A 25,527-nucleotide genomic window follows, 5' to 3' on the forward strand; every position below is an offset into this window, starting at 1 on the left:
CAAGGGTTTCGCACTGCCCGGGCGGTAACGGTTCGATGCCGCCCCGCAGGTCGGCCCGCCTCCCGGCCGCAGGTCGGCCGACAGGCCGGCCCGCCGGCCGACCGCAGGTCAGCCCGCGTCCGGCCGACCGCCCGGCGCAGCCTGCGGCCGGGAGGCCAACACCTCCAGCAGGGACCGGAGTTCGGACAGCGCGTCCTCCGTCGCCGCCCGCTCGCCGAACACCAGCTGATGCAGCACCAGGCCCTCCAGCGCGGCGAACACCAGCCGCGACAGGCCGGGGCTCACCGGGTCCGGCAGGAGGCGGCCGAGCTCGCGCCGGCTCGCCTCGAAGTACTCCTCGTACAGCGCGCGCAGGTGCGCCAGCAGCTCCGGCCGCCGCCGCGCCTCCAGCAGCAACTCGTACTGGAACGCCTGGAGTTCGGGCCCGGATTCGACCATGTCGGCGAGGCCCGCGGCGAACCCGTCCGGGCCTCCGGTGCCGGACTCCAGCGAGTTGGTGCCCAGCGAGGAGCGGATGGCGTGCGTCACCGCCTCCTCGATCAGCGCGTCCCGGGAGCCGAAGTGGTGCACGACCAGGCCGTGCGTGACTCCGGCCTCCTCCGCGACGGCCCGGTAGGTGAGGTTGCGCAGCCCGCCCCGGGCGACCACCCGCACCGCCGCCTCCAGCAGCGCGGTGCGGCCCGTCCCGTAGTTCTTCACGCGCTTGCGGGTGGTGGGCTTGGGGTCGTTCATGGCGGTGACCCTACCGGGCGGCGCCGGTTCAGCGCTTCGGCGGCCGGATGCCGCGGAACTCCCAGTCGCCGCCGAGCGCGGTGGACAGCACCTCCTCGGACTCGGTGGGCTGCGCTCCCACGTCGGTGCGGATCGGCGTCGGGCCGGTGACGATGCGGTTGGTGAGCCGGCCGAGGCCCTCGACCTCCACCTCGACCACGTCGCCGGGCTGCACCGGACGGGAGTTGGCGGGTGTGCCGGAGAGCAGCACGTCGCCGGGGTACAGGGTGATGGTGCGGGCGATGTCGGCGACCAGGTAGTGCATGTCCCAGGTCATCTCGTCGGTGGAGCCGTCCTGGACGACCTCGCCGTTGACGTAGGTGCGCAGCCGCTTGCCGCGGAAGTCCCAGTCGGTGACCAGGCCGGGGCCGAGCGGGCAGAGCGTGTCGGCGCCCTTGACGCGCAGCATCGAGCCGGCGTCGGTGTCGCGGAAGTCGTGCAGGCCGTAGTCGTTGGCGACGGTGTAGCCCGCGATGTAGTCGCCGGCCTCCTCGGGGGAGATGTTGCGCGCGGTCCGTCCGACGACGATCGCCACCTCGCCCTCGTAGTTGAGCCACTGGCAGCCCTCGGGGCGGACGATCGCGCCGCCGTGCGCGTTCAGCGAGGAGGTGGGCTTGTGGAAGTAGGTGGGGGTGTCGGGCAGGCCGATCCGGAACTCGTCGACCCGGCTGCGGTGGTTGAGGTGGACGGCGATCACCTTGGACGGCGTCACGGGCGGCAGGTGGTGCGCGTCGGCGACGGCGACCCGGCGGCCGTCGCCGGCGACCAGTTCGTCGCCGTCGCGGACGGTCTCGACGACGGCGCCGTCGAGGAGGATGCGGCGGTACTCGGGCACGGTGGGGCCTTTCTAGGCGAGGCGGTGGGGGTGGCGGGGGGCGGTGTCGTCGGGCAGGCCGGTGCCGGTCCAGCCGTTCGCGGGGCGGTCGAACCAGAGGTGGACCTGTCCGGTGCCGATCGAGTTCTCGTACTCGCCGTACTGGCGGGCCGGTGCGGTGCAGGCCCGCTCGCCGAGGGCGCCGGCCATCATCAGGTAGTGGAAGAACCTGGCTTCGGGCTTGTACGTGGCGAACTCGTCCATGGTGTCGAGCACTCGGTCGTGTCCGCCTTCCTTGAACCAGGCGATCCGCTGCTCGTCGGCGGCCCGCGCCTCGGGGGTGAAGATGTGCGAGGGGTCGCTGGATTCGTGCTTGCGGAGCTCGCGCAGCGGCCAGAAGGTGTGCGACAGCGCGCCGGAGGCGATCACGATCACCCGGCGGCCGGGGGTGGCGGCGATGCCGTCCGCCAGGGCGCGGCCGAGCCGCAGGTGGTCCTCGTTGTCGCCGGTCTGGCAGACCCCGATGGTCACCCACTTCTTGTCGGGCAGGCCCTCGCCGAGGTACTTCCACAGGTTGACGGTGGCGTAGAAGATCGGCAGGTACGGGTCGTCGATCGGGGTGATCCAGGTACCGTGCCGGTCGGCGAACGCGGCGATGTTGTCGGCGAGTTCGGGGTCGCCGGGGAAGTCGTAGGGCATCCGGCACATGCCGCGCGGCAGTTCCTCTGAGGTGAACAGCCCGGCCCGGCGCCGCTGCGCGGTGACCACGAACTCGACGGTGGTCGCCCAGTGCGAGTCGAGCACGACGACGGTGTCGTAGTCGTCGCGTTCGAACACCTCCTCGCGCAGCTGCCGCAGGCCGGTGACGAGGGTGATCTCCCTGCCCTCGTTGAGTTCCCGGCGGGTCTCCTCGGGCAGCACGACGGTGGGGACGTGGGCGAGCAGGCCGGCCCCGACGATCTCACCCATGGCCGTTCCATCCCTTCGGCGCGCTGACGGTGTTCTTGACGTCGCAGTAGAAGTCGAAGCTCCAGGTGCCGCCCTCGCGGCCGACGCCGGAGTGCCGGGAGCCGCCGAACGGGGCCCGGAGGTCGCGGACGAAGAAGCAGTTGACCCAGACGGTGCCCGCGACCAGCTGCCCGGTGACGCGTTCGGCGCGCTCGCGCGAGCCGGTGGCGAGGGTGGCGGCCAGGCCGAAGCGGGTGTCGTTGGCCAGCCGCACGGCCTCGGCCTCGTCGCGGAAGGTCTGCAGGGTCAGGACGGGTCCGAAGACCTCCTCCTGGACGATCTCGGAGTCCTGGGCGACGTCGGTGAGCAGCGTCGGCGTGTAGTACTGGCCTTCCAGTCGCGTGCCGCCGATGACGGCGCGGGCACCGGCCGCGATCGCGCGCCGCACGAAGCCGTCGATCTTCTCCAGCTGCCGGGGGTGGATGTTCGGGCCGAGGTCGGTGGCCTCCTCGCGCGGGTCGCCCTGGGTGAGCTGCGCGGCCTTCTCGACGAAGCGGCGGGTGAACTCCTCGGCGACGCTCTCCTCGACCAGCAGGCGGGTGGCGGCCAGGCAGACCTGTCCGGCGTTGTCGTACTGCTCGACGGCGAGCGCGGCGGCGAGGTCGAGGTCGGCGTCGGCGAACACCAACAGCGGTGACTTGCCGCCGAGTTCGAGGCTGAGCGGGGTGAGCTGCGGGGCGGCGGACGCGGCGATGTGCTTGGCGGTGGGGACGGAGCCGGTGAAGCTGATCCGGCGCACGTCGGGGTGGGAGGTCAGCGCGTCGCCGATCTCGGAGCCGAGGCCCTGCACCACGTTGAGGACGCCGGCGGGCAGCCCGGCCTCGGCGGCGATGTCGGCGAGCAGCGAGGCGGTCAGCGGCGTCCACTCGGCGGGCTTGAGGACGACGGTGTTGCCGGCGGCGAGCGCGGGGGCGACCTTCCAGGTGGCGAGCATCAGCGGCGCGTTCCACGGGGTGATCAGCACGCACGGGCCGGCCGGGTCCCAGCTGATGTGGTTGGTGTGGCCGCGGGTGTCGAAGTCCTCGTGGTCGAGGGTGAGCAGCCGGTCGGCGAAGAACCGGAAGTTGTGCGCGACCCGGGGCATGACGCCGCGTCGGTGCGAGCGCAGCAGCGCGCCGTTGTCGGCGGTCTCCACGGCGGCCAGGTCCTCCAGCCGCCGTTCGACGCCGTCGGCGATCGCGTGCAGCAGGCGGGCGCGTTCGGCGCGCGGGGTGGCGGCCCAGGCGGGGAAGGCGGCCGTGGCGGCGGCGACGGCGGCGTCGGCCTCGGCGGCGGCGCCGCGGGCGATCTCGCCGAGGACGCTGCCGTCGATCGGCGAGTGGTCGGTGAAGGCGGCGGCGGAGGCGACGCGCTGCCCGCCGATCCAGTGCCGGGTGTCGACGGCGACGCCGGCGACGGTGGTGAGGTGTCCGCTCATTGCGTCACGTTCCTTGCTGGGCAGGGCGGTTCACTGACCGACGGTGGTGGTGTTCGAGGCGAGCAGCCGGCCGCCGTCCCAGACCACGCCGACCTGCCGGTAGTAGGCGGCGATGGGTTCGCGGATCTCCAGCCGGGCGAGTTCCTCGGTGGGCGACTCGAACAGCTCCAGGTCGGCGTCGCCGACCCAAGCCGGTCCGGCTTCGAAGGAGGCGGCCCCGGAGGCGACCAGCTCGTCCAGGGCGAGGCCCTTGCCCTTCTCGATGGAGGGCAGCCAGCGGTGGTGGGCCATCGGGTGGCCGTTGACGAATCCGTTGGTCCCGGACGGTTCGCGCAGCGTGACGACGGCCTGGGCGAGGCGGCGGTCGGCGGCGGCGAGGGTGGCCCCGAACCGGGCGCCGGCCTCGATCCGCGGCGCGGGGCCGTACGGGTGCGGGCGGGTCTGGTGGATGGAGCCGAGCTTCTTCGGGTAGCCCTGGTGCAGGCCGCGGGCGATCGCGAAGTCCTTGTCGACCCAGATGTACACGCAGCGCGAGTACGTCTGCCCCTGGAACTTGCACCGCACCACGGCGAAGGCTTCCTTGTACTGGGCGAGCACCGGGTCGAGCAGTTCCTGCCCGGACGCCGAGCAGGACTGCCAGTCGGCCCAGATCAGTGCGACCGCGCCGGGGTCCTCGTCGGCGAGTTCCAGCGGCTCGGGCAGCAGTTCGCGCACCCGCTCGGGGTCGGTGCGGTACTCGATGGTGAGCAGGTCGCCGGAGTAGCGCCACGGCGGGGAGGGGATCAGCGACGAGGATCCCGTCGCGGTCTTGGGGTGGAAGTACCCACGGACGTCGGCCACTTGGATTCCTTACGCGGTGAGGGCGGGCTGCTGGAGCAGCTCGGCGCGGTGACGGGCGGCGGCTGCGGCGGCCTGCTGTCCGCCGAGGGCGACGACACCGACCAGGCGGCCGTCGCGGTGGTAGCCGACCAGGACGTCGCCGTCGAGGTCGCCGTCCAGGACGCGCACGTCCTCGCGGCCGAGGGCGGGGGCGCCGAAGGACTGGAGGCGGAAGTCGTGCTGGTCGCTCCAGAAGGTCGGCAGCGGCGCGAACGGGTCGAGGCCCGGCTCGGCGCCGGCGAGGTGGCCGGCGAGCACCTTGGCGGCGTGCTTGGCGGTGTCGGTGGGGATCGACCAGTGCTCGACGCGGCGCGGGACGCCGTCGTAGCGGGCGTTGGGGAAGCGGGCGACGTCGCCGACGGCGACCACCTCGGGCCGGCCGCCGACCCGCAGGTGCTCGTCGGTGAGGACGCCGTCGGTGAGGTCGAGTCCGTTGCCGTCGAGCCATTCGGTGTTGGCGATCGAGCCGACGGACTCCACCACCACGTCCGCGGGAAGCACCCGGCCGTCGGCCAGGGCGACGCCGGTGACGCGGTCCTCGCCCTCGAAGCCGGTGACGCCGGCGCCGAGCGCGAAGCGGACGCCGCGCTGCTCGTGGCGGCGTTTCAGCGCGCCGGCCAGCAGCTCGCCGAGCGGTCCGGCCATCGGCAGCGGCAGCGGGTCGACGACGGTGACCTCGGCGGCGCCGAGGGCGACGGCGGTGGCGGCGACCTCGCAGCCGATGAAGCCGGCGCCGACCACCACCACCCGCGCGCCGGGTTCGGTCAGCGCGGTGCGCAGCGCCCGGGCGTCGTCCAGGGTGCGGACGGTGTGCCGTCCGGCGGTGGGGCCGGGGCAGCGCAGGCGGCGCGGGCGCATGCCGGTGGCGACGACCAGTGCGGCGTACGACAGGCCGGTGCCGTCGGAGAGTTCGACGGACTGCCGGTCGAGGTCGGCGCGGACGACGGCGGTGCCGAGGTTCCACGTCACGTCGGCGACGGCGGCCCGGGGACGGAAGGCCAGCGAGTCGAAGGAGGCCTTGCCGGCCAGCACCTCCTTGGACAGCGGGGGCCGGTTGTACGGCGCGTGGGGCTCGTCGCCGACGAGGGTGATCGGGCCGGTCCAGCCGGCGGCGCGCAGCTGTTCGGCGGCGCGCAGGCCGGCCATGGAGGCGCCGGCGATCACGACGGGTGCGGCGTTCACCGGGATCAGCCTTCGATCCGGATGGCCTGCAGCGGGCAGACGTCGGCGGCTTCCTCGACGTCGGCGCGCAGGGCGTCGTCGGGGTCGGCGACGTACGCGAGGCGGCCGGTTTCGTCGAAGGAGAAGACGTCGGGGGCGGCGAAGACGCACTGGCCGTGGTCCTGGCACTTGTTCATGTCAACGACGACCTGCATGGCCGGTCCTCCTGGGGGTGGGTGGGGCAGCGGGGGCGCCGGAAAGTCATTTGGCGTCAAACAACATAGGAAGCGGTCGCCCCGGGGTCAATAGCTATACGGATGGATAAATTAATGCGTCCGACCCCTTGCGGGACGGTGACCTGCGTTCATACGGTGGGCCACCAACAGCGAGCGGTTCCTGCGCCTGGCCGCAGTCCTGACGCCGCCGCTCCCCCTCCCCCCAGGGCCACGGACTCCGGTTCATCTCGGTCGGCACAGCCCGGTGCCGCGAGCAGCCGCACCCCCGCGCACCCTGGGCGGCGCCCCACACTTCCCCACAGGAGACACCGGTGAGCGCATCCGACACCCCGCCCGTCCGCCACCACCAGGAGCGGCTGGCCGCCCAGGGCATCGACGTGGTCCGGGTGACCTATCCCGACCTGATCGGCACCGAACGGGCCCGGGACGTGCTGCTCGACCACCTGCCCTCGGCCTGCGACCACGGCCTCGCGTTCTGTCGCGCCGTCTACCACACCAGCCCGCAGGGCGACGTCGTCCCCGTCCCCGGCGGCCTGGACGCCGGCCTGCCCGACATCTGCGTCCGCCCCGACCTCGACACCCTCACCCCGCTGCCGTGGGAGCCCGGCGTCGCCTCCTGCCTCGGCGACGTCACCGACCCCGCCACCGGACGCCCCGCCCCCGAGTCGCCCCGCGACCTGCTGCGCGCCGTCGTCGAACGCTGCCGCGAAGTGGGCCTGCACCCGGTCGTCGGACCGGAGCTGGAGTACTACCTGTGCGACCCCGCCCCGGGCACCGCGCGCGGCTGGCGCCGCTACAGCGACGCCTCGGGCGTCGTCTACACCGCGGGCCTGCGCGCCGACGGCGACAACCACCTGCTGCGCACCCTGCGGCAGCTGCGCGAGCTGAACATCGGCGTCACCGGCGGCAACCACGAGTTCGACGGCTCCCAGTTCGAGATCAACCTGACCCACTCCGACGCCCTGTCGGCCGCCGACCGGGCCTTCCGCTTCAAGGCCGCCGTCAAGGAACTCGCCCGCGCCGAAGGCCGGTTGGCCACCTTCATGGCCAAGCCCTTCATGGACGCCGGCGGCTCCGGCTTCCACCTGCACCTGTCCTGCACCGACGAGGACGGCGGCAACGTCTTCGCCGACCCCGCCGCGCCGTACGGCCTCAGCGCCACCGCCCGCCACGCCGTGGCCGGCCTCCTCGCGCACGCCCCCGCGCTCGCCGCCCTCTCCAACCCGACGGTCAACTCCTACAAGCGCTTCGGGCCCGACACCCTCGCCCCCTGGCTGGTCGACTGGGGCCTGGACAACCGCAGCGCCATGGTCCGCATCCCGCCGGAGCGCGGCGCCGGCTCCCGCTTCGAGCTGCGCCTCGGCGACGCCGGCGCCAACCCCTACCTCCTGATCGCCGGCACCCTCGCGGCCGCGCTGCTCGGCGTCGTCGCCGGCGACGAGCCGCCCGCCCCGCTGGAGGGCTACGGCTACGACCCCGCCAAGTCCCCCGTCCTGCCGATGTCGCTGCCCGCCGCGCTCGACGCCCTGGAGGCCGACACCGCGCTGACCGAGGTGCTCGGACAGGACTTCACCACCGCCTACCTCTCGTACAAGCGCGACGAGGTCGCCCGCTTCCATCGGCACGTCACCGACTGGGAGTTCACCGAGTACGCCTACCACCTGTAAGCCGAGGAGCGAACCATGACCACCGCCGCCCACTCCGACGCCGTGCCCGAGCCGATGCCGCTGGACCAGGTGAACCTGGCCGATCTCGACAACTTCACCGACGGCGTCACCCCGTACCGGATGTTCCACACCCTGCGGCAGCAGGACCCGGTGCACTGGCAGGAGGAGGAGGCCCCCAACTCCGGCTTCTGGGCGCTCACCAGGCACGCCGACATCGCCCGCGTCGACCGCGACGCCGAGACCTTCACCTCGGCCCGCTTCGTCAACCTGGAGGAGGTCGACGACGACCAGATCAAGAAGCGCGCCTCCATCCTGGAACTCGACGGCGTCCGCCACCGCGCCCTGCGCAGCCTGCTGCAGCGCCAGTTCGGCGCGAACGTCATCAACAGCTACGCCGACTTCCTGCGCGGCCTGACCGCCACCACGCTGGACGCCGCACTCGCCAAGGGCACCTTCGACTTCGTCAAGGAGGTCTCCGCCGACTTCCCGATCAACGTCCTGGCCCGGCTGCTGGACGTCCCGCCGGAGGACAACCAGCAGCTCATCGACTGGGGCAACCGGATCATCGGCAACACCGACCCCGACTACGCCGACGTCCTGCTGCACAGCGCGGAGAGCGAGAAGTACCGCGACCTGCCGTTCCGCTCCCCCGCCTCGCTGGAGGTCTTCGCATACGGCCGCGAACTCGCCGCGCAGCGCCGCGGCGGCGCCGGCACCGACCTGATCTCCCGCCTGGTCAACGAGACCCCGAAGGACGGCGTGCCGCTGTCCCCGCAGGACTTCGACAACTACTTCCTGCTGCTGGTCGTCGCCGGCAACGAGACCACCCGGCACACCATCAGCCACTCCATGCTGGCCCTGCTCCAGCACCCCGAGCAGCTCGCCCGGCTCCAGGAGGACCCCTCGCTGATCCCCGCCGCGGTCGAGGAGTTCCTGCGCTGGGCCTCCCCCGTCTACCACTTCCGCCGCACCGCCACCCGCGACGTCGAACTCGGCGGCAAGAACGTCAAGGAGGGCGACAAGGTCGTCATGTGGTTCGCCTCCGGCAACCGCGACGAGGAGGTCTTCGGCAACCCCTACGACTTCGACGTCACCCGCAAGGACAACGACCACATCACCTTCGGCAAGGGCAGCCCCCACCTGTGCCTGGGCAACCTGCTGGCCCGCACCGAGATCCGCATCATGTTCGAGGAGCTGATCCCGCGCCTGGCCTCGATCCGGCTGGCCGGCGACGTCCCCCGGGTGCGCTCCAACTTCGTCAACGGCATCAAGAAGCTGCCCGTCTCGATCACCCAGGCCTGAGGCCCGCACCGCCCTCCCCGGCCGTCCGGGGAGGGCGTCCGGCGTCCGGCGTCCGCCTTCCGCCTTCCGTCTGACGCCGCATCAACCGATCGGTGGATGGCGGCATCCACCACAGTCCGCACCAAGCCTGGCCGACCGGTCGATCCGGCGCCGCGGTACCGGCTGGCACGCTGCTGCCATGGCAATCATCGAGGTGGAGAACCTCGTCAAACGTTACGCCGGGCGCGCCGTGCTGAACGGCGTCTCCTTCGCCGTCGAGCCGGGCGAGATCTTCGGCATCCTGGGCCCCAACGGAGCCGGCAAGACCACCACCGTCGAGTGCGTCGAGGGGCTGCGCGCCCCCGACGGCGGCACCGTCCGGGTGTGCGGGCTCGATCCGCAGCACGACGGCGGGCAGCTGCCGCAGGTGCTCGGCGTGCAGCTCCAGCAGAGCGAGCTGCCCGACAAACTCACCGTCCGCGAGGCGCTGGAGCTGTACAGCTCGTTCTACCGCCGGCCCGCCGACTGGCGGGAGCTCGCCGAAATCCTGCGCCTGACCGACAGGTTCGGCACGCAGTTCCGCCGGCTGTCGGGCGGGCAGAAGCAGCGGCTGTCGATCGCGCTCGCCCTGCTCGGCACCCCGCGGGTGGCCGTGCTCGACGAACTCACCACCGGCCTCGACCCGCAGGCCCGCCGCGACGTGTGGGGCCTGATCGAGCGGATCCGCGACCGCGGCGTGACGATCCTGCTGGTCACCCACTTCATGGAGGAGGCCGAGCGGCTCTGCGACCGACTCGCAGTCATCGACACCGGCCGCGTCGTCGCGATCGACACCCCGGACGGCCTGGTCTCCCGCATCCGGTCCGCACAGCGGATCCGGTTCCGGCCGTCCGCCCCGCTCGACGTGGCGGAGCTGGCCGCGCTGCCCGAGGTCGAATCCGTCGAACGGGTCGGCGAACAGCTGGTGGTGACGGGCGACGGCGAACTCCTGCTCGCCGTCACCACGGTGCTCACCGCCCGCCGGATCGCCGCCCTCGACCTGCGGGTCGAACAGCACTCGCTGGAGGACGCGTTCGTCGCGCTCACCGGCCGCACCGCCGAATCCTGAGCCCGCCGAGTCCCGAGCCCGCCGAATCCCGAGGAGTCCCTGTGTCACCGCTGTTCCGGCTCACCGTCGCCGAGACCCGGCTGTTCCTGCGCGAACCCGTCGTGGTGTTCTTCGCGCTCGCCTTCGCCCCGATCCTGCTGGCGGTGCTCGGCCTGATCCCCTCCATGCGGGCCGCCAACCCGGAGTTGGGCGGCGTCCGGCCGATCGTTTTCTACCTGCCGATCGTGGTCGCGATGGGCATCGCCCTGTTCGCGCTCAGCGGCCTGACCCAACTCCTGGCCGGCTACCGGGAGAAGGGCGTGCTGCGCCGCCTGCGGACCACCCCCGTCGGGCCGCGCGTGCTGCTCGGCGCCCAGCTGCTGATGGCCACCGCACTGTCCCTGGCCACCCTCCTCGTCCTGCTGGTCGTCGGCCGGCTGGCGTTCGACGTCCACCTGCCGCGCCTGCTCCCGGCGTTCCTGCTCTGCCACCTGCTGGTCGCGGCCTCGATGTTCGCGCTCGGCCTGCTGGTCGCCGCGCTCGCCCCGAACGGCCGCAGCGCCGCGGCGGTCGGGTCGCTGCTGTTCTTCCCGCTGATGTTCTTCGCCGGCCTGTGGCTGCCCCGGGCCAGGATGAACGGAGTCCTGCTGACGATCAGCGATTTGACGCCCCTCGGCGCAGGCGTGCAATCCTTGCAGGACGCCACCGCCGGGCACTGGCCGCACCCGATCCACCTGCTCGCCCTGCTGGCGTGGACGACCGTGGCCGGTGGGCTCGCTGCCCGGTACTTCCGTTGGGAGTAGGGGGGTTGGGCATCGTGACCGGCATCGTGACCGCGCTGCGCACCGCATCCGACCGCCGGGAGCAGACCGGGACGGCCGCCGTCCGGCTGCTGCCGTTCGTCCTGCTGGCCCTCAGCACCGCGATCGCCGTGCTGCAGTGGCTGCGCGACGTCCCGATGCCCTTCCCGCTGGTCCTGGGGCTCTCGGTCGCCGCCGCGCTCTGGATGCTCGGCTTCCACGCGCTCCGCCCAACACGTCGCCGGCCGGCCGGGGTCCGCTGCGGGTACTACGCCGGGCTGATGCTGCTGGCCGCCGGGCTGGTCGCCGTCGCCCCCTGGTACGGCCTGTTCGCCTTCGCCGGCTACCCGCAGGCGTTCCAGCACCTGACCGGCCGCCCGCGCTACGCCGGCGCCGCCGCCACCGCGGCGATCTCGGCGGCGGCGTTCATGGGCGGCGTGTCCGGCATCGACGCCGCCCGCATGTGGTGGGCCTGGGCGGGCATCGGCCTGATCTCCGCGGTGCTCGCCGGCGTGCTGTTCCACTTCGTCGGGACGGCCGACCGCCGCAACACCGAGCAGAAACGGGCGCTCGCCCGCCTGCACGAGGCCAACGCCAGGCTGGAGGCCGCGCTGGTGGAGAACGCCGGCCTGCACGCCCGCCTGCTGACGCTGGCCCGCGAGGCCGGCGTCCAGGACGAACGGCAGCGGATGGCCCGGGAGATCCACGACACCCTCGCCCAGGGCCTGGCCGGCATCCTCACCCAACTCCAGGCCGCCGAACAGACCCTGGACGCGCCCGCCGCGCTGCGCCGGCACCTGGCCAACGCCACCGGCCTGGCCCGCGAGAGCCTCGTCGAGGCCCGCCGCACCGTCCACGCCGTGCAGCCCACCGCCCTGGCCGAGGCCCGACTCCCCGACGCCATCGGCGAGGTGACCAGGCGGTGGTCCGAACTCCAGCACGTCGACGCCCGCCTGACCACCACCGGCGACGCCCGCCCGATGCACGCCGAGGTCGAAGCCGCCCTGCTGCGCACCGCCCAGGAAGCCCTCGCCAACGTGGCCAAGCACGCCCGCGCCACCCGGGTCGGCCTCACCCTCTCCTACATGGAGGACGTGGTCACCCTCGACGTCCGCGACGACGGCGCGGGCTTCGACCCCGCCGCCGCCCGCCCGGTCATGTCCGCCGACGGCGGTTTCGGGCTCGCCGCGATGCGCCGCCGCGTCCAGCGCCTCACCGGACAGCTCGTCGTCGAATCGGAGCCGGGCGGCGGAACGGCGATCTCCGCCACCGTCCCGGCGATCCCCGCAGGAGGCACCAGGTGATCACGCTGCTGATCGTCGACGACCACCCCGTCGTCCGGGACGGACTGCGCGGCATGTTCGGCGCCGACCCGCGCTTCGAGGTGCTCGGCGAGGCCGCAGACGGCGCGGCCGCCGTCGCCGCCGCGCAGCGGCTGCGACCCGACGTCGTCCTGATGGACCTGCGGATGCCCGGCACCGACGGCGTCACCGCCATCAGGGAACTCGCCCGTCTCGGCCTTTCCACCCGCGTCCTGGTGCTCACCACCTACGACACCGACGGCGACGTCGTCCCCGCCATCGAGGCCGGGGCCACCGGCTACCTGCTGAAGGACACCCCCAGGGACGAGCTCTTCCACGCCGTCGAAGCCGCCGCCGAGGGCCGGCCGGTGCTGTCCCCCGCCATCACCGCCCTGCTCATCGGCCAGGTCCGCCGCCCCGCGCCCGCCCTGCTCTCCGCCCGCGAACTCGAAGTCCTCGAACTGATCGCCAAGGGCACCACCAACCGCGAGGCCGCCCGGCAGCTGTTCATCAGCGAAGCCACCGTCAAGACCCACCTGCTGCACCTCTACGCCAAGCTCAACGCCACCGACCGCGCCTCCGCCGTCGCCGCCGGCTTCTCCCACGGCTACCTGACGCCCTGACGGCGGCCGCCCCCGGTCGGTTGCGGCCCGCGTTCAGGACATCTGGACCGCCGCGCCCATCCGGTAGTCGTGCGCGGAGAACGCGGCCGAGACGGCGAAGCGGTCCGCGCGGACCAGGGTCTGCCGCCACTCGATCAGCCGCCCCCCGTCGTCCCGGCCGAGCCGGTCGATCGCGAGCAGCGCGGTGGTCTCCGGGCAGTCCAGCAGGATGCGCTCGCCCCGGCCGGGGACGACGGCCCGGATCCGCTCCCAGCCGCCGCAGATCCGGCTGCCGCAGTGGCGTTCGAGTTCGTCGTAGAGCGCGGTGTGGGTGAAGTCCACGTCCAGCAGCGGGTGGGCGACGTCCCAGGGCAGCCAGATCCGGTCGACGGCCAGCGGCTCCTCGTCGGCCAGCCGGATGCGCTCCAGGTAGAGCAGCGGCGTGGACTCCTCCAGCCCCAGCCGCGCGGCGATGACGCCGTCGGCGCGCCGGTCGAGCGCGCGCACCACGCTGCGCTGGACGGCACCGACCTCCTCCACCGAGCGGAACAGGCTGTACCCCTCGCCGACGTCCTGCTCCAGCGGGCGGCTCGCGGTGAACCTGGACGCCCTGCCGCGCTGCGCGCTGACCACGCCCTCCTCGCGGAGCCCCCGCAGCGCCTCGCGGACGGTGTGCCGGCTGACCCCGTACTCGGCGCCCAGGTCGTGCTCGCCGGGGAAGACGTCGCGGAACTCGCCCTCGTCGAGCCGGCGCAGCAGGTCGGCGCGCAGCTGCGCCCAGAGCGGGCTGCCCGCGGATCGGGTGATCGGCCTGGGGCCGGGGTCGGTGGTCACGGCGCCGTCCTGGAGGTCAGGGTTCGGATGGGTGGAGCGGGACACGAACTGAATGTTCGTACCTGGGCGGGGGCTGCACAAAATCGGACGCCCGCCGGGTGCGGCGGGCGTCCGACGGTGCGGCGGTGACGGGGGCGGTCGGGCGGGGCCGGTGACGGGGGCGGTCGGGCCAGGGCGGTCAGGCCAGGGCGGTCAGGCGAGCACGCCGATCAGCATGAAGGAGGCCACGCCGAGCAGGACTGCGGCGAAGGCCCGCTGCAGTGCGGCGCCGGACAGCTTGGACGCCAGTCGCCTGCCGTCCCAGGCGCCGAGCACGGCGGCGCCCACGAACGGCCCGAAGACGGCCAGGTCGAGGGAGATGCCGGAGACCGCCAGGCGGGTGGTGAGGGAGACCACCGAGTTGATCAGGATGACCACCAGGCTGGTGCCGACGGCCTTGCGCATCGGCAGCCGGAGCACCGAGACCAACGCGGGCACCGCGAGGAAGCCGCCGCCGACGCCCAGCAGTCCGGTCACCGCGCCCAGCCCGGCGCCGGCCGCGACCGTGCCGAGGCGGCCGCGTCGGGCCGGCCCGGCGGGGCCGTCGTCCTCGGCCGGGGCGCGCGTCGTGGTGCGGGTGCCGCGCAGCATCGCGGCGGCGGCGAGGGCGGCCAGGGCGGCGAACGCCGCGGTCAGCACCGACTGCGGGATGCGGTGCGCGAGCACCGACGTCCCGATGGCGGGGAGCACGCCGGCCGCGGCGAACAGCGCGCCGGTCCGCCATTTGACGTTGCCGGTGCCGGCGTGGCGGAAGAGCGCGGTGACGGTGGTGGCGGTGACGATGACCAGGCTGGTGGTCCCGGCCTGGGCGGGCTCGACGCCCAGCAGGTACACCAGCGCCGGCACCGCCAGCACGCCCCCGCCGCCGCCCAGCGCGCCCAGCGCCACGCCGACCACGGCTCCGCAGAGCAGAGCGGTGATCAGGACGCTCACGCCGTGACGCCGTCCGGGGCGGTGTCGGCGGGCCGGACGACCTCGCCCTGCCAGGCGCCGAACCCGCCGCGCAGGTCGGTGGTGTCGAAGCCGCGGGCGCGCAGCACGGAGGCGGCCACCGAGGAGCGGTTGCCGCTCGCGCAGATCACGGTCAGCGGCCGTCCGGTCGGCAGTTCGCCCAGCCGGGCGAGCAGTTCGGGCAGCGGGATCAGCCGGGCGCCGGGGATGGTGCCGGCGTCCCGCACCTCGCCCGGTCCGCGGACGTCCAGCAGCTCGAACTCGGCTCCGGCGCCCGCCAGTTCACCGGCGAGGGCGTCGGCCTCGACCCGGGTCGCGGCGGCGAGGTACTCGGCGCCGACGGCGTCCACCGGGGCGGCCAGGGCGCCGAGGACGCGGTCGAAGCCGATCCGGGCCAGCCGGGTCCGGGCCTCGGCGGCGGTGGCCGGGTCGCCGCACAGCACCAGGGTGTCCTGGGCGTCGAGCACCTGGCCGGCGAGCTCGGCGAAGCGGCCGCCCAGCGGTATGTTGACCGCGCCGTGCAGGTGGGCGGCGGCGAACGCCTCCGGGTCGCGGGTGTCCAGCACGGTGGCGCCGCCCGCCCGCGCCGCCAGGAACGCCTCCGGGGTGAGCGCCGGCACCGCGGAGCCCTCGTCCAGCACCGGACGGGCCTCGCGGTTGCGCACCGAGGTGAACGCGAAGTAGGCGGGCACGGCGGGCTGACCGGCGGCCACCACGGCGACGAACTCGTCCTCGGTCATGTCGGCCAGCGCGTAGTTGCCGCGCCGCTGGTTGCCGATCGTGCAGCTCAGCTCGGCGGACAGGTTCTTGCCGCAGGCCGAGCCCGCTCCGTGCGCCGGGTAGACCCGGGTGTCGTCGGGGAGGGTGAGCAGGGCGCGGGTGGAGCGGTACAGCAGGCGGCCCATCTCCTCGGCCGACCGGCCGCGCGAGCTGAGCAGGTCGGGGCGGCCGACGTCGCCGATGAACAGCGTGTCGCCGGTGAGCACGCCGTACGGGACGGCGTCGTCCGGGTGTTCGCGCACCACGACACAGATCGACTCCGGGGTGTGGCCCGGGGTGTGCAGGATCTCCAGCTCGACCTCGCCGAGGCCGAGGCGCTCGCCGTCTGCCAGCGGGTCGGTGTCGAAGTCGAGCGCGGCGACGGAGCCGTAGGAGATGCGCGCGCCGGCGCGCTCGGCCAGCTCCAGGTGGCCGGAGAGGAAGTCGGCGTGGATGTGGGTCTCGATGACCCGCTCGATGGTCAGACCGTGCTGCGCGGCGGTGTCGAGGTAGTCCTGGACGTCGCGCTGGGGGTCGACCACGACGGCCCGGCCGGTGGTGCGGTCGCCGACCAGGTAGGAGGCGTGGGAGAGGCAGTCGAGGTAGAACTGCACGAAGACCAGCGAGCGGTCGGGCGTCGTCATCTGGGGCTCCTGAAAAGGGAGTTGGACGGGGCGGGAGGGTGGGAGCTCGGGTGCGACCGGAGGGTCAGGCGAGCCCGCGGAGCATGAGGTTCCAGTAGAGGAACGGCAGGCCGCGCCGCTTGAGGTGCCACATGTCGGTGCGCTCGCGGAAGGTGTTGATCAGCGGGATCGACGGGGCGGGCCGACCGCTGTAGTCGAACTCGGCGAGCAGCATCTTGTTGCGCGCGGTGGTCAGCGGGCAGGAGGCGTAGCCGTCGTAGGAGGCCGTCGGCTCCCGGCCGTTCATGGTGGCGAGCAGGTTCTCCACCAGCACGGGTGCCTGCTTGCGCACGGCGGCGCCGGTCTTGGAGTTCGGCGACGATCCGGCGTCGCCGAGCGCCCACACGTTCGGGTGCCGGACGTGCCGCATGGTGTGCTTGTCGATCTCGACGTAGCCGGCCGGGTCGTCGGTACCGGCCAGCGGACTGCGCTTGACCCAGTCCGGGGCGCTCTGCGGCGGCACCACGTGGGCGACGTCGTACGGCAGGGTCGTCGTGCCGCCGGTCCCGAGGTCGGTGACCACCACCTCGCGGGCGCCCGGGCGCACCTCGGTGACCTCGCTCCCGTAGTGGACCTTGATGCCGTAGCGGCGCACCACCTCGTCGAGCACCCGGGCGAACTCCGGGACGCCGAAGATGGCGGCGCCGGGGATCACCAGGTGGACGTCGATCTTGCCGAGCACGCCTTCCCTGCGCCAGTGGTCGGCGGCCAGGTAGGCGATCTTCTGCGGGGCGCCGCCGCACTTTATGGCGCCGGTCGGCATGCTGAACACCGCGCTGCCCGAACGGGTTTCGCGGATGAAGCGCCAGGTCGCCGGAGCGTACTGCGGCAGGTAGTTGCTGGACAGGCCATCCTTGCCGAGCCCCGCCTCCAGGCCCGGCACCCGGTCCCAGTCCAGCTGGATGCCGGGGCAGACCACGAGGTGCTCGTAGGAAACCGTGCCGCCGTCGTCCAGCGTCACCTCCTGCGCCTCGGGGTCGACGGCGACCGCGGCCCGGCGAATCCACTGCACGCCCTTCGGCATGACGGACGCCTGCGGCCGGATGCTCTCCGCGAGCGGCGCCCGTCCGCCGCCGACCAACGTCCACAGCGGCTGGTAGTAGTGACGGTCGCTCGGATCGAGCACCGCGAGGTCCTTCTCGCCGGCCCGTCGGAGCCGGGCAGCGACCGAGATACCGGCGGTCCCGCCGCCGATGATCACGATCCGATGATGCTTGCTTGTCAACGGCCCTCCCTCGGGAAATGTACGGACATTAAAGTAGGGCGGGGCCGCGACCGACCGCAAGACCGCCCGGGGAATCCCGCCGCATTTGTCCGTACATTTGCCTCTGAGGCACGAGGCGCAGACCCGCAGGACCGGCCCACCGGCGGCGGCGGCCGGGCGAGGAGGGCCCGATCAATGCCGCCCGGCCGCGCCGCGCCGCCGTATGCTCCCCGATGGAGACCGACGGCGTCTCGCACGGCTGCGAAGTCCTGGCCGCAGGGCCCTACTTCGCGAATCTGGTGTTCCCCGCACTCCCCCGACCGGTCGCACCGGGCGGCGAGGTCTTCGCGGACGGCTTCGCGTTCGTACCCGGCGGCGCGCACACCCTCGCCATGGCGCTCTGCCGACTCGGCCGCACCGCCGTCCGGAGCGTGGACTTCGACACCGACCTGTTCAGCACCGACGTCCTGGCGGCGGCCCGAACGAAGGGCCTGGACGAGCAGACCTTCCGCCACCACCCGTTCCCCGCAGCCGACCTCGCCGACCGGCTCGCCCGCACCCCCTGACCACGCCCGACCGGGCCGCCACCACCTTCCGGGGCCGCACGCTGCGCGCTGCACGCCTGCCGACGCCGACCCCAGAAAGAGAAGGGGCGCCGGCGGACGAGGCTGCACTATGGTGAGCCGATCTTCGGACCTGTCCGCATGGAGGCGCAGCAGTGACGACCGACGTGACGCCCGAACTGGCCGAGGCGATCCGGCGTGGCTACGACCGGCGGGACCGGGCGAACATGGCGCCGACAATCGCCTACTTCCAGGCCCTGCTTGCCGAACACCCTGGTCACCCGGTCCTCATGTACGAGGTGGGTGGCGCCTACGACACCGCGGGCCAGGAGGAGACCGCCCGCAGCTACTACGAGCGGGCGCTCGCCCTGGATCTCGACGGTGACGTCCTGCGCCGGTGCCTGTGCCAGTACGCCAGCACCCTGCGGTGGTTGGGCGAGCTGGACGAGTCACTGGCGGTGCTCGACCGTGCCCGCAGGGAGTTCCCCGATTCGGACTCCGTACGCGTCTTCCGCGCCCTGACCCTCAACGACGCCCAGCGGCCGGACGAGGCGGTGGCCGAGTTGCTCACCGTCGTCACCGGGCACGCCGAGGTCACCGACCTCGGACGGTGGACGGTCGGACTGCGGGGCCTCGCACAGTGGCTCGCCGACGGCCGCCCCGCCTAGGAAGCACCTGCCCTGCACAAGGCCGACGCAGGAGGGCCTTGGCGGCGGTGCACGGCGACCCGTACGCCGACACCAGCCGCCTCGAGGAGCCCCGGCACAAACCGCATGCCACAGCGGCCCGGGTACGAGCTCGGCCCTCCGGGCGGCCGGGGGGTGTCCTCTTCGCCACATCGGGTCGTCGTGTTGGCGTCCGTCGGATGTCGAGGATTCTGGTCACGGATCTGGACGGCACCCTGCTCCTCCCTAATAAGACCTACCGAGGCTCCGTCCGGCAGACTCGGTGCCTGGTAGCCGCCAACAAGTGAGCACCCTCTTTTCCCTGGACACCGAGTCCTGTTGACAGATCGTGCCCCTGCCGGTCGGCCAGGAGCGAAATCGCTGATGGGATGTCGTGCCCGCCCGGTTGCGGCGTGAGCACAGCCTTATTAGGTCGCTGATGGTTCTGCTGCGGGCTGCTGCCGATCGACGTCTATGACGGAGGACGAGTTGCTGTTCGTTGGGGACGACTGGGCCCAGGACCACCACGACGTCGAGCTGATGGACGCCACGGGCCGCCGGCTGTCCAAGGCTCGGCTGCCGGAGGGCGTGGCAGGAATCGAGCGGTTGCACGCGATGATCGGTGCCGAGCTCGGCGAGGACAGCAAGGCCGAGGTGGTGATCGGGATCGAGACCGATCGGGGTCCGTGGGTGCAGGCTCTGATCGCCGCCGGCTACACGGTGTACGCGGTCAACCCGCTGCAGGCCTCCCGATATCGGGAGCGTCTGGCTGTGTCAGGGGCCAAGCGCGATGCGGCCGACGCGCACATGCTCGCCGACATGGTGCGCACCGACTCCCATCAGCTCCGTCCGGTCTCCGGGGACACCGCCGGTACCGAAGCAGTCAAGGTGGTGACGCGCATCCACAAGACCCTGATCTGGGAACGGACCCGCACCACGCAGCGGCTGCGGCACGCCCTGCTCGACTACTTCCCCGCCGCCCTGGAGGCGTTCGAGGACCTAGACGCCTCCGACGTCCTGGAGCTGCTGGCTAAGGCGCCTGATCCAGCAGCCGCAGCAAAGCTGACGACCACACAGATCAGCGCGGCCCTCAAGCGCGCCCGCCGGCGCAACATCGCCGACAAGGCCACCAAAATCCAGGCCATACTGCGCGCCAAGCACCTGGGCCAGCCCGCCGCTGTGACCGCGGCCTACGCCGACTCGGTACGCGCTCTTGTCGCGCTGCTGGTCACATTGAACGAGCAGGTTAACTTCCTGCACAGGCAGGTCGAGGACTACTTCGGCCGACACCCCGACGCTAGGTCAGTGCTCCCAGTAGTCGAGGTTGGGCAGCCGGACCCAGGTGTCGGCGGGGCCGGTGACGGCGCGGGCGCTGGTGGGTCGGAGGCCCGCGAAGGCGCAGGCGTAGGCGACGGCGTGATGGCGGTAGAGATAGCTGGCCAGGACCTCCTCAGGGGTGTCGTCGGGGAGGGGGCCACCGCCGGGGTGGAGGTCCCATCCTTCTACGGTGCTGTTGCGGACGATGCTGCCCTGGTTGCCGCTCTTGGGGTTGGCGTAGAGGCCGTAGCCGAACGTACCGGTGGTCAGGCGGGTCATCGCACCCAAGGTGGACGGGGTATAGCCCCAGGGCTGGGTGACGATGCATCCGCCAGGAACGGTCGTGACGCCGACGATGAGCAGGCTCTCGTCCATGTCGTACTCGTGCGGGTCGTCGAGGAAGTCCGCCATGAACTCCTCGTCCGCCGACGTCGCGTCCAGGCGGCGGATCGCCTCGGCTGCGTCGATCCCGGCGATGCAAGCGATGCCGGTGCCCTCGTAACGGAAGCGGCCCAGGGCCTCGACGAGTTGCCGACCGCGCTGGACGGTGGCCTGCTCGGCTGCCGTCAGGCCGGGTTCTTCGTCGGGGACAGGGAAGAGGTCGGGGACCGGCCCGGCCATGGCGAGGCGGCCCGGCGACCAGCCGCCAAGCTGGGGCTGCCAGGGATCGGCACCGGCGGCCACGAGGGCCCGGGCATTGTCCGGTTGGTCCTCCAGGACGGCCCCCCACAGCGCCGTCGTCCCGCACTCCAGCGCGTCCACGTTCGAGACACGGCCCGCCAGTTCGGCCACCACCTCGGGAGAGCCGAACCCTGCCGCCCGGTGCAGGGGGCGCCCCCCGCCCCACGCATCCGGGTCAGCGCCCGCATTGAGCCGCGCGCGGATGTCGCCATGGTCTCGCCAGCTTTCCCAGGTCACACCGGCCCAGCCCGTCATCGTGCCTCTCCGTCCTCTGCGCACCAGCGCGGGCGTCGGCCCCTCCACACACAGTCGCATGCGGGTCCGACAGCCGTCGTTCCGAAGCCGATCCGGTCCGCGCCGAGCCGGTCGACCAGGTGCCTGCTGCGACGTCAGGAGCGCCGGACAGTCGCCGTGTGGGCCCTTGCAAGCCACGCCAGCCGGGCGGCGGCCGGGCGCCACGAAGGCGATGAACCCGGCCGAACACCGTCCGGAGTCCAGGACGACCGCCTCTCCGCCCTCCCGTACGGCCCGCTCTCCAACCGGCTGCCCCCGCTCGCCGACCACAGGGCCCACGTACTCGCCGTTTGACTCTCCAGCTCATGGGATGTCTGTCAAGTCAGCGTGTTGAGACGGCAGAGCGGGTCAAGCTGCCGCCCCTGGCCGTTCAGGACGCCTCCACCGCCGAGGGGGCACTCCTCGTGCAATGGGACTGGGTCGGTGTCGATCAGCAGCGGTTCCGGCTGGAGAAGCTGCCCGACGGCAACTACCGCCTGATGGCCAAGCACAGCGGGAAGTACCTGGCCGTCAGCGGTGGCGCGACCGCCGACGGCACCGGTGTCTGCCAGCAGTCCTGGGCCGATACCGACGAGCAGAAGTTCGCCCTGCGCGAGACGGTGCCCGACCCGGTGGGCCTGGTGGTCCGGCACTGCGGCAAGGCGCTGCAGGTAGCCGGCGGCGACACAGCCAACGGCGCCTCGGTCGTTCTGGGCGAGTGGGATCAGGCCGCACCGCAGCGGTTCCGCGTGGAGGAGGTCGGCGGCGGCTACTTCCGTTTCGTTGCCGAGCCCTCGGGCAAGGTCCTGAACGTCTCCGGTGCCGGCAGCGGCAACGGCGCCCGGGTGGACCAGTGGGACTGGGCCGACGCCGACCAGCAGCAGATCGAGCTGGCCCCGGCCCCCTTGAACACCTCCGACTGTGCGCCGATGCTCGTCAAGCACAGCCAGAAGTTCGTCTGCGTGGCCGACGGCAGCAGTGACAACGGTGCCCCGCTCGTCCAGCGGCCCCTCGCCGGTGTCGGGGGCGACGTCAGCAAGTACCGCTTCCGCGTGAGTCCGGTCAACGACGGCTACGTCCGGATCGTGATCGAGCACTCGGGCAAGGTCCTGAACGTCTCCGGCGCCAGTACCGACATCGGCGCCGCGGTGGACCAGTGGGAGTGGGCCGACGTCGACCACCAGAAGTTCCGGCTGGAGCCCACCGCCGACCAGGCCTTCTTCCGTATCATCGCCAAGCACTCCGGCAAGGCCCTGCAGATCAGCGGTGGCGACACCTCCGACGGCGCCGCGATCGTCCAGGCCGACGTCAGTGACACGGAGAGCCAGTACTTCCGCTTCTTCGTCCTCACGCTCGATTCACGTTGAGAGCAGCTTCCGGCGCGCGCTTCCCGGCACCGCTGTCCAGGCGCACCGCCCCGACGAACCGGGCCGTCGGCCCGCTACGGCCGTCGCGGCAGCGGGCCACCGGTGCCGGGCACACACCGATCGAGAGCGGGCACGTCCCGCACGCCGGCGCGGGCGCACAGCGCGCTGTCGCTCCGGTAGAGGCACAGCAGGAGGGCGTGGGGGTTGTCGTAGAGGATGGCGCCGTCGCGGGCGAGGAAGGTGCGGGCGAAGCGGGCGGTGATCCGGCGACCTTCGGTGCGGGGGGTGGTGGCGGCCTGGAGGAGGACGCGGCGGGCGGCCGGGCCGGAGACGCCGCCGCCGGCGGTGAAGTGCTCGTGCAGGTCGGCGGCGGTCTCGGCCACGCTCAGGGCCGTCTCGACGTCGATCAGGGCGTGGATGCCTCCTCGGGCGCGGTTGCCGTAGCGGCCGGAGGTCTCGGTGTCGCCGGCGGTGCGCAGGGGCCGTACTGGACGGTGAGGGCGACCGGGCCGCCAGGTCCTCCGCCGCCCCGGGCGTCCTGGTGCTCTCCCGCCACGCAGGCGCGGCCGAGGAGTTCGCCCCCGCCGCCGTCCTCACCGACCCGCACTCCCCGGACGACCTCGCCGCCCGCCTCGCCGTAGCCCTCACCGCCACCCCCGCCGAACGCCGCACCCGGATGGCGCGCCTCTCCGCCCTCCTCGGCCACGACCGCCCACTCGACTGGGCCACCCGCGTCATCGACGCCATCCGCCAGACGCCGCACGGAAGTTGACAGCGCCCACCGGCCGACGCCGGGCCGCCCGGTCACCCGTTCGTGAGCACCATCCGGAACCGCGCCCGGCCGTCCAGCATCCGCCGGTAGGCCTGCTCCGCGCGGTCGAGCGGCACGGTCTCGACCATCGGGCGGATGCCGTGCAGGACGCCGAACGCCATGGTGTCCTGCACGTCCTGCGCGGTGCCGGACGGGTGTCCGCGCAGGACCAGGCCGTTCATCAGCAGTTGGGCGGGGTTGATGCCGAGCGGCGTGATGTCCGCGCCGACGACGACCAGTTCGCCGCGCGGGGCCAGGCCCCCCACGGTGGCGGTCATGGCGTCCGCGTTGGCGGCCGTCGCCAGCACGACCCTTGCGCCGCCCAGGGATTGCAGCGCCTCGGCGACCGGGGTGTCGGAGGTGCTGTCGATGTAGTGGTGGGCGCCGAGCTTCTCGGCGAAGGCGGCCTTCTCCTGCCCGCGCGCGATAGCGACCGTCTCGAAGCCCATCGCGGCCGCGAACTGCACCCCGAGGTGGCCGAGGCCGCCGAGGCCGAGCACCGCGACCAGGTCGCCGGGCCGGGCGGAGCTGCGCCGCATCCCGTTGAAGACCGTCACGCCCGCGCAGGACATCGGCCCGGCGTCGACGGCCGTCAGCCCGTCGGGAATCCGGGCCAGCGCGTCGACAGGCGCGATCGTCTTCTCGGCGAAGCCGCCGTCGTACGCCCACCCCGGGACCTTCAGGTAGCGGCAGACGATGAAGTCGCCCTCCCGGCAGGGCCGGCAGTGCCCGCAGCTGCCGCCGAACCAGCCGACCGCGACCCGATCGCCGACCTGCCAGCCGGCCTCGCCCGCACCCGCCCCCAACTCCTCGATCCGGCCGGCGATTTCGTGACCGGCCACGACCGGGAACGACACCCCAGGCAGCCCGCCGCCCAGGAACATCGCGTCGCTGTGGCACACCCCGCACGCCTCCACCGCGATCCGCACCTGCCGTGCTCCCGGCTCCGGCACCTCCCGCTCCACCACCTCCAGGGGTCCGTCCGGAACGCTTGCCTGCACAACGCGGTAGGTGCCCATGTCCTGTACTCCTGACGGAAGTTGACGTCCACCCAGCACCCCTGCGGGCGGCCCGCTCCAGTATCGACGCCGGACCGCGCCCCCGCCGCCCGATCCCCCGTGTCCGCCACGGATTCCGTCGTTCGGGCGAGCCTGCGGGGCGTCCCGGCCGGTCGTCACCTCGCTCCCGCCGCATCACCCACCACCGTTCGCACACCGATCATCTGCTCATTGCGAACTATTCCACCCAAGGCGTGACTTTCCCTTTCTCCGATTGCCCCGCCGTTCGGCTTCGCCCTAGCGTGCGTCGAAAGTCGCGACCGGGCCCGCACTGCCCTGTCGCCGGGCGAGAGAGAGGCGGCGCGAATGCCGGCCGAAGTGAAGAACCAGAAATTCAGCATGCTCTTCCACTGGTTCGACCAGGGTGGCGACAACATGCTCACCCATGACGATTTCCTGGCGATGGGAGAGCTCTTCGCCACGCTCGCCCAGCCGGGCGACCACGAGAACGCCGCGGCGATGAAGAAGGCGTTCGAGGAGTGGTGGCGGGTGCTGCTGGAGCACGGGGACGCCAACGGCGACGGGCAGATCGACCACGAGGAGTTCCTCGCCCTGATGAAGGCCACCGTCACGGCACCGGAACACTTCGAGAAGGCGGTGCTGGCCATCGCGGACGCCCTGATGCGCGCGCTGGACACCAACCACGACGGTGTGTTGAGCAAGGACGAGTACGTGCGCATGTACGACGCCCTGGGAATCCCGCCCGAGCACTCGGGGGACGCGTTCCAGCGGCTCGACCTGGACGGCAACGGGGTGCTCAGCCACGACGAATTCCGCAGCGCCATCACCGAGTTCTACCTGAGCTCCGACGAGAACGCGCCGGGGAACTGGCTGATCGGCCCGATCCGGCAGGGCTGAGCCCGCGGACCGCCTACGAGTCGCCGTTCCGGACCACCCGCTGGTCGCCGTGCTGGACGGCGTAGACGGTGCCGCGGTCGTGCGCGGTGTTGTTCTGCGTGTACGCGAGGCGCTGCTGTTCGCCCCGGAACTCGTCGACCAGTCCGGCGAGTTCGGGGCGCAGCTCGGGGTCCTGGCGGATCAGGGCGGCCAACTCCAGGGCCCAGAAGGCGAACAGGGCCCGCCGGGCCTCCTCGGGGCGGTCGGCGTCGCGGACCAGTTCGGCGTTGCGGTCGAGCTGCTCGGCGACGGTGCGCTGCCGGTCGCGGCCGAGGCGGTGGAACATGGCGAGCGTCCCGTCCTTGACGGACTGCCACAGGTCGGTGGCCATCGCGCCGACCACCACGGCGGCGCCGGACTCCGCGAGTGTCACCAGTTCTTGCTCCATGGGGGGTGTCTCT

General features: G+C 72.6%; 26 protein-coding genes and 1 pseudogene. 12 read left to right on the forward strand and 15 right to left on the reverse strand.

The genetic code is table 11. The annotated features are described in order from the left end of the window. Positions 1-108 precede the first annotated feature (108 nt). The 7 genes from AMK19_RS17470 to AMK19_RS17500 are packed head-to-tail and all read right to left on the reverse strand — an operon-like array spanning position 109 to position 6,265. Positions 109-732, reverse strand: a complete 624-nt coding sequence (locus AMK19_RS17470; protein ID WP_073812708.1) for a TetR/AcrR family transcriptional regulator — start codon at positions 730-732, stop codon at positions 109-111. A gap of 28 nt (positions 733-760) precedes the next feature. Next, positions 761-1,606 carry a fumarylacetoacetate hydrolase family protein gene (locus tag AMK19_RS17475; protein ID WP_073812710.1) on the reverse strand — a complete coding sequence of 282 codons (846 nt, stop codon included), beginning with the start codon at positions 1,604-1,606 and terminating at the stop codon, positions 761-763. A gap of 12 nt (positions 1,607-1,618) precedes the next feature. Continuing rightward, a complete protein-coding gene (locus tag AMK19_RS17480; protein ID WP_073812712.1) occupies positions 1,619-2,554 on the reverse strand; it encodes a 3,4-dihydroxyphenylacetate 2,3-dioxygenase in 936 nt (311 codons plus the stop codon). Beyond that, positions 2,547-4,010 (reverse strand): aldehyde dehydrogenase, encoded by a 1,464-nt coding sequence (locus AMK19_RS17485; protein ID WP_073812713.1) that lies wholly within the window; start codon positions 4,008-4,010, stop codon positions 2,547-2,549. Before AMK19_RS17485 ends, AMK19_RS17480 begins: the two co-directional genes overlap by 8 nt. Positions 4,011-4,040: 30 nt before the next feature. After that, on the reverse strand, positions 4,041-4,850 hold the full coding sequence (locus tag AMK19_RS17490; RefSeq protein WP_073812715.1) for an acetoacetate decarboxylase family protein: 810 nt from the start codon (positions 4,848-4,850) through the stop codon (positions 4,041-4,043). Positions 4,851-4,859: 9 nt separating this feature from the next. Beyond that, on the reverse strand, positions 4,860-6,071 hold the full coding sequence (locus AMK19_RS17495; protein ID WP_274536979.1) for an NAD(P)/FAD-dependent oxidoreductase: 1,212 nt from the start codon (positions 6,069-6,071) through the stop codon (positions 4,860-4,862). A gap of 5 nt (positions 6,072-6,076) precedes the next feature. Next, on the reverse strand, positions 6,077-6,265 hold the full coding sequence (locus AMK19_RS17500) for a ferredoxin (RefSeq protein ID WP_073812716.1): 189 nt from the start codon (positions 6,263-6,265) through the stop codon (positions 6,077-6,079). Between the two features lie 332 nt (positions 6,266-6,597). Here AMK19_RS17500 and AMK19_RS17505 point away from each other — a divergent pair, with 332 nt between their 5' ends. From AMK19_RS17505 to AMK19_RS17530, 6 genes are all read left to right on the forward strand, one after another. Next, positions 6,598-7,953, forward strand: a complete 1,356-nt coding sequence (locus AMK19_RS17505; protein ID WP_073812718.1) for a glutamine synthetase family protein — start codon at positions 6,598-6,600, stop codon at positions 7,951-7,953. A gap of 15 nt (positions 7,954-7,968) precedes the next feature. Continuing rightward, positions 7,969-9,255, forward strand: a complete 1,287-nt coding sequence (locus tag AMK19_RS17510; protein ID WP_073812720.1) for a cytochrome P450 — start codon at positions 7,969-7,971, stop codon at positions 9,253-9,255. A gap of 178 nt (positions 9,256-9,433) precedes the next feature. Next, a complete protein-coding gene (locus AMK19_RS17515) occupies positions 9,434-10,342 on the forward strand; it encodes an ABC transporter ATP-binding protein (RefSeq protein ID WP_073812721.1) in 909 nt (302 codons plus the stop codon). A 41-nt stretch (positions 10,343-10,383) separates the two neighbouring features. Continuing rightward, on the forward strand, positions 10,384-11,124 hold the full coding sequence (locus tag AMK19_RS17520) for an ABC transporter permease (RefSeq protein WP_073812723.1): 741 nt from the start codon (positions 10,384-10,386) through the stop codon (positions 11,122-11,124). 14 nt (positions 11,125-11,138) lie between these two features. After that, on the forward strand, positions 11,139-12,425 hold the full coding sequence (locus AMK19_RS38095; protein WP_083647021.1) for a sensor histidine kinase: 1,287 nt from the start codon (positions 11,139-11,141) through the stop codon (positions 12,423-12,425). Continuing rightward, on the forward strand, positions 12,422-13,045 hold the full coding sequence (locus tag AMK19_RS17530; RefSeq protein ID WP_073812725.1) for a response regulator: 624 nt from the start codon (positions 12,422-12,424) through the stop codon (positions 13,043-13,045). Before AMK19_RS38095 ends, AMK19_RS17530 begins: the two co-directional genes overlap by 4 nt. 33 nt (positions 13,046-13,078) lie before the next feature. On the opposite strand, the gene AMK19_RS17535 is transcribed toward AMK19_RS17530, so the two are convergent. The 4 genes from AMK19_RS17535 to AMK19_RS17550 form a co-directional block, all read right to left on the reverse strand. Beyond that, positions 13,079-13,858: a GntR family transcriptional regulator gene (locus tag AMK19_RS17535; RefSeq protein WP_073813056.1), complete on the reverse strand. Its 780-nt coding sequence runs from the start codon at positions 13,856-13,858 to the stop codon at positions 13,079-13,081. A gap of 192 nt (positions 13,859-14,050) precedes the next feature. Beyond that, positions 14,051-14,830, reverse strand: coding sequence for a sulfite exporter TauE/SafE family protein (locus AMK19_RS17540; RefSeq protein WP_073812726.1), 780 nt, complete (start codon positions 14,828-14,830; stop codon positions 14,051-14,053). Continuing rightward, positions 14,827-16,251 (reverse strand): MBL fold metallo-hydrolase, encoded by a 1,425-nt coding sequence (locus AMK19_RS17545; RefSeq protein ID WP_241844451.1) that lies wholly within the window; start codon positions 16,249-16,251, stop codon positions 14,827-14,829. Before AMK19_RS17545 ends, AMK19_RS17540 begins: the two co-directional genes overlap by 4 nt. A 64-nt stretch (positions 16,252-16,315) precedes the next feature. Next, positions 16,316-17,515 carry an NAD(P)/FAD-dependent oxidoreductase gene (locus AMK19_RS17550; protein WP_073812728.1) on the reverse strand — a complete coding sequence of 400 codons (1,200 nt, stop codon included), beginning with the start codon at positions 17,513-17,515 and terminating at the stop codon, positions 16,316-16,318. 212 nt (positions 17,516-17,727) lie between these two features. Here AMK19_RS17550 and AMK19_RS17555 point away from each other — a divergent pair, with 212 nt between their 5' ends. From AMK19_RS17555 to AMK19_RS38620, 3 genes and pseudogenes are all read left to right on the forward strand, one after another. Further along, positions 17,728-18,060: a hypothetical protein gene (locus AMK19_RS17555; RefSeq protein WP_073812730.1), complete on the forward strand. Its 333-nt coding sequence runs from the start codon at positions 17,728-17,730 to the stop codon at positions 18,058-18,060. A gap of 152 nt (positions 18,061-18,212) precedes the next feature. Next, complete coding sequence (locus tag AMK19_RS17560) at positions 18,213-18,725, forward strand: tetratricopeptide repeat protein (RefSeq protein ID WP_198953358.1); 513 nt, start codon at positions 18,213-18,215, stop codon at positions 18,723-18,725. Between the two features lie 471 nt (positions 18,726-19,196). Then, positions 19,197-19,685: pseudogene (locus AMK19_RS38620) on the forward strand (IS110 family transposase); the annotation flags it as partial. Between the two features lie 339 nt (positions 19,686-20,024). Here AMK19_RS38620 and AMK19_RS17570 read toward each other — a convergent pair. Continuing rightward, complete coding sequence (locus tag AMK19_RS17570) at positions 20,025-20,975, reverse strand: ankyrin repeat domain-containing protein (protein WP_073813061.1); 951 nt, start codon at positions 20,973-20,975, stop codon at positions 20,025-20,027. Between the two features lie 344 nt (positions 20,976-21,319). On the opposite strand from AMK19_RS17570, the gene AMK19_RS17575 reads away from it, so the two are divergent. Continuing rightward, the gene (locus tag AMK19_RS17575) at positions 21,320-22,360 is read left to right on the forward strand and encodes an RICIN domain-containing protein (RefSeq protein WP_073812732.1); all 1,041 of its coding nucleotides are present in this window, start codon (positions 21,320-21,322) and stop codon (positions 22,358-22,360) included. 74 nt (positions 22,361-22,434) lie between these two features. On the opposite strand, the gene AMK19_RS38100 is transcribed toward AMK19_RS17575, so the two are convergent. Beyond that, the gene (locus AMK19_RS38100) at positions 22,435-22,743 is read right to left on the reverse strand and encodes a hypothetical protein (RefSeq protein WP_073812735.1); all 309 of its coding nucleotides are present in this window, start codon (positions 22,741-22,743) and stop codon (positions 22,435-22,437) included. A 158-nt stretch (positions 22,744-22,901) separates the two neighbouring features. On the opposite strand from AMK19_RS38100, the gene AMK19_RS17585 reads away from it, so the two are divergent. Next, positions 22,902-23,132: a hypothetical protein gene (locus AMK19_RS17585; protein ID WP_073812738.1), complete on the forward strand. Its 231-nt coding sequence runs from the start codon at positions 22,902-22,904 to the stop codon at positions 23,130-23,132. 32 nt (positions 23,133-23,164) lie between these two features. Here AMK19_RS17585 and AMK19_RS17590 read toward each other — a convergent pair whose 3' ends face one another. Continuing rightward, positions 23,165-24,190, reverse strand: coding sequence for an alcohol dehydrogenase catalytic domain-containing protein (locus AMK19_RS17590; RefSeq protein WP_073812741.1), 1,026 nt, complete (start codon positions 24,188-24,190; stop codon positions 23,165-23,167). 357 nt (positions 24,191-24,547) lie between these two features. Here AMK19_RS17590 and AMK19_RS17595 point away from each other — a divergent pair, with 357 nt between their 5' ends. Further along, positions 24,548-25,087, forward strand: coding sequence for an EF-hand domain-containing protein (locus AMK19_RS17595; protein WP_241844452.1), 540 nt, complete (start codon positions 24,548-24,550; stop codon positions 25,085-25,087). Between the two features lie 13 nt (positions 25,088-25,100). Here the strand turns inward: AMK19_RS17595 and AMK19_RS17600 are convergent, their stop codons facing one another. Continuing rightward, a complete protein-coding gene (locus tag AMK19_RS17600; protein WP_073812746.1) occupies positions 25,101-25,514 on the reverse strand; it encodes a hypothetical protein in 414 nt (137 codons plus the stop codon). Positions 25,515-25,527: the final 13 nt, after the last annotated feature.

The sequence above is a fragment of the Kitasatospora sp. CB01950 genome (assembly GCF_001905465.1).
GTDB lineage: Bacteria > Actinomycetota > Actinomycetes > Streptomycetales > Streptomycetaceae > Kitasatospora.

Excerpts from the sequence above, each read along its gene's own strand:
- AMK19_RS17545 (WP_241844451.1), bottom strand. The coding sequence starts at position 16,251 with ATGACGACGCCCGACCGCTCGCTGGTCTTCGTGCAGTTCTACCTCGAC.
- AMK19_RS17485 (WP_073812713.1), bottom strand. The coding sequence starts at position 4,010 with ATGAGCGGACACCTCACCACCGTCGCCGGCGTCGCCGTCGACACCCGG.
- AMK19_RS17600 (WP_073812746.1), bottom strand. The coding sequence starts at position 25,514 with ATGGAGCAAGAACTGGTGACACTCGCGGAGTCCGGCGCCGCCGTGGTG.
- AMK19_RS17480 (WP_073812712.1), bottom strand. The coding sequence starts at position 2,554 with ATGGGTGAGATCGTCGGGGCCGGCCTGCTCGCCCACGTCCCCACCGTC.
- AMK19_RS17575 (WP_073812732.1), top strand. The coding sequence starts at position 21,320 with ATGGGATGTCTGTCAAGTCAGCGTGTTGAGACGGCAGAGCGGGTCAAG.
- AMK19_RS17470 (WP_073812708.1), bottom strand. The coding sequence starts at position 732 with ATGAACGACCCCAAGCCCACCACCCGCAAGCGCGTGAAGAACTACGGG.
- AMK19_RS17590 (WP_073812741.1), bottom strand. The coding sequence starts at position 24,190 with ATGGGCACCTACCGCGTTGTGCAGGCAAGCGTTCCGGACGGACCCCTG.
- AMK19_RS17500 (WP_073812716.1), bottom strand. The coding sequence starts at position 6,265 with ATGCAGGTCGTCGTTGACATGAACAAGTGCCAGGACCACGGCCAGTGC.
- AMK19_RS17570 (WP_073813061.1), bottom strand. The coding sequence starts at position 20,975 with ATGACGGGCTGGGCCGGTGTGACCTGGGAAAGCTGGCGAGACCATGGC.
- AMK19_RS17515 (WP_073812721.1), top strand. The coding sequence starts at position 9,434 with ATGGCAATCATCGAGGTGGAGAACCTCGTCAAACGTTACGCCGGGCGC.
- AMK19_RS17510 (WP_073812720.1), top strand. The coding sequence starts at position 7,969 with ATGACCACCGCCGCCCACTCCGACGCCGTGCCCGAGCCGATGCCGCTG.
- AMK19_RS17555 (WP_073812730.1), top strand. The coding sequence starts at position 17,728 with ATGGAGACCGACGGCGTCTCGCACGGCTGCGAAGTCCTGGCCGCAGGG.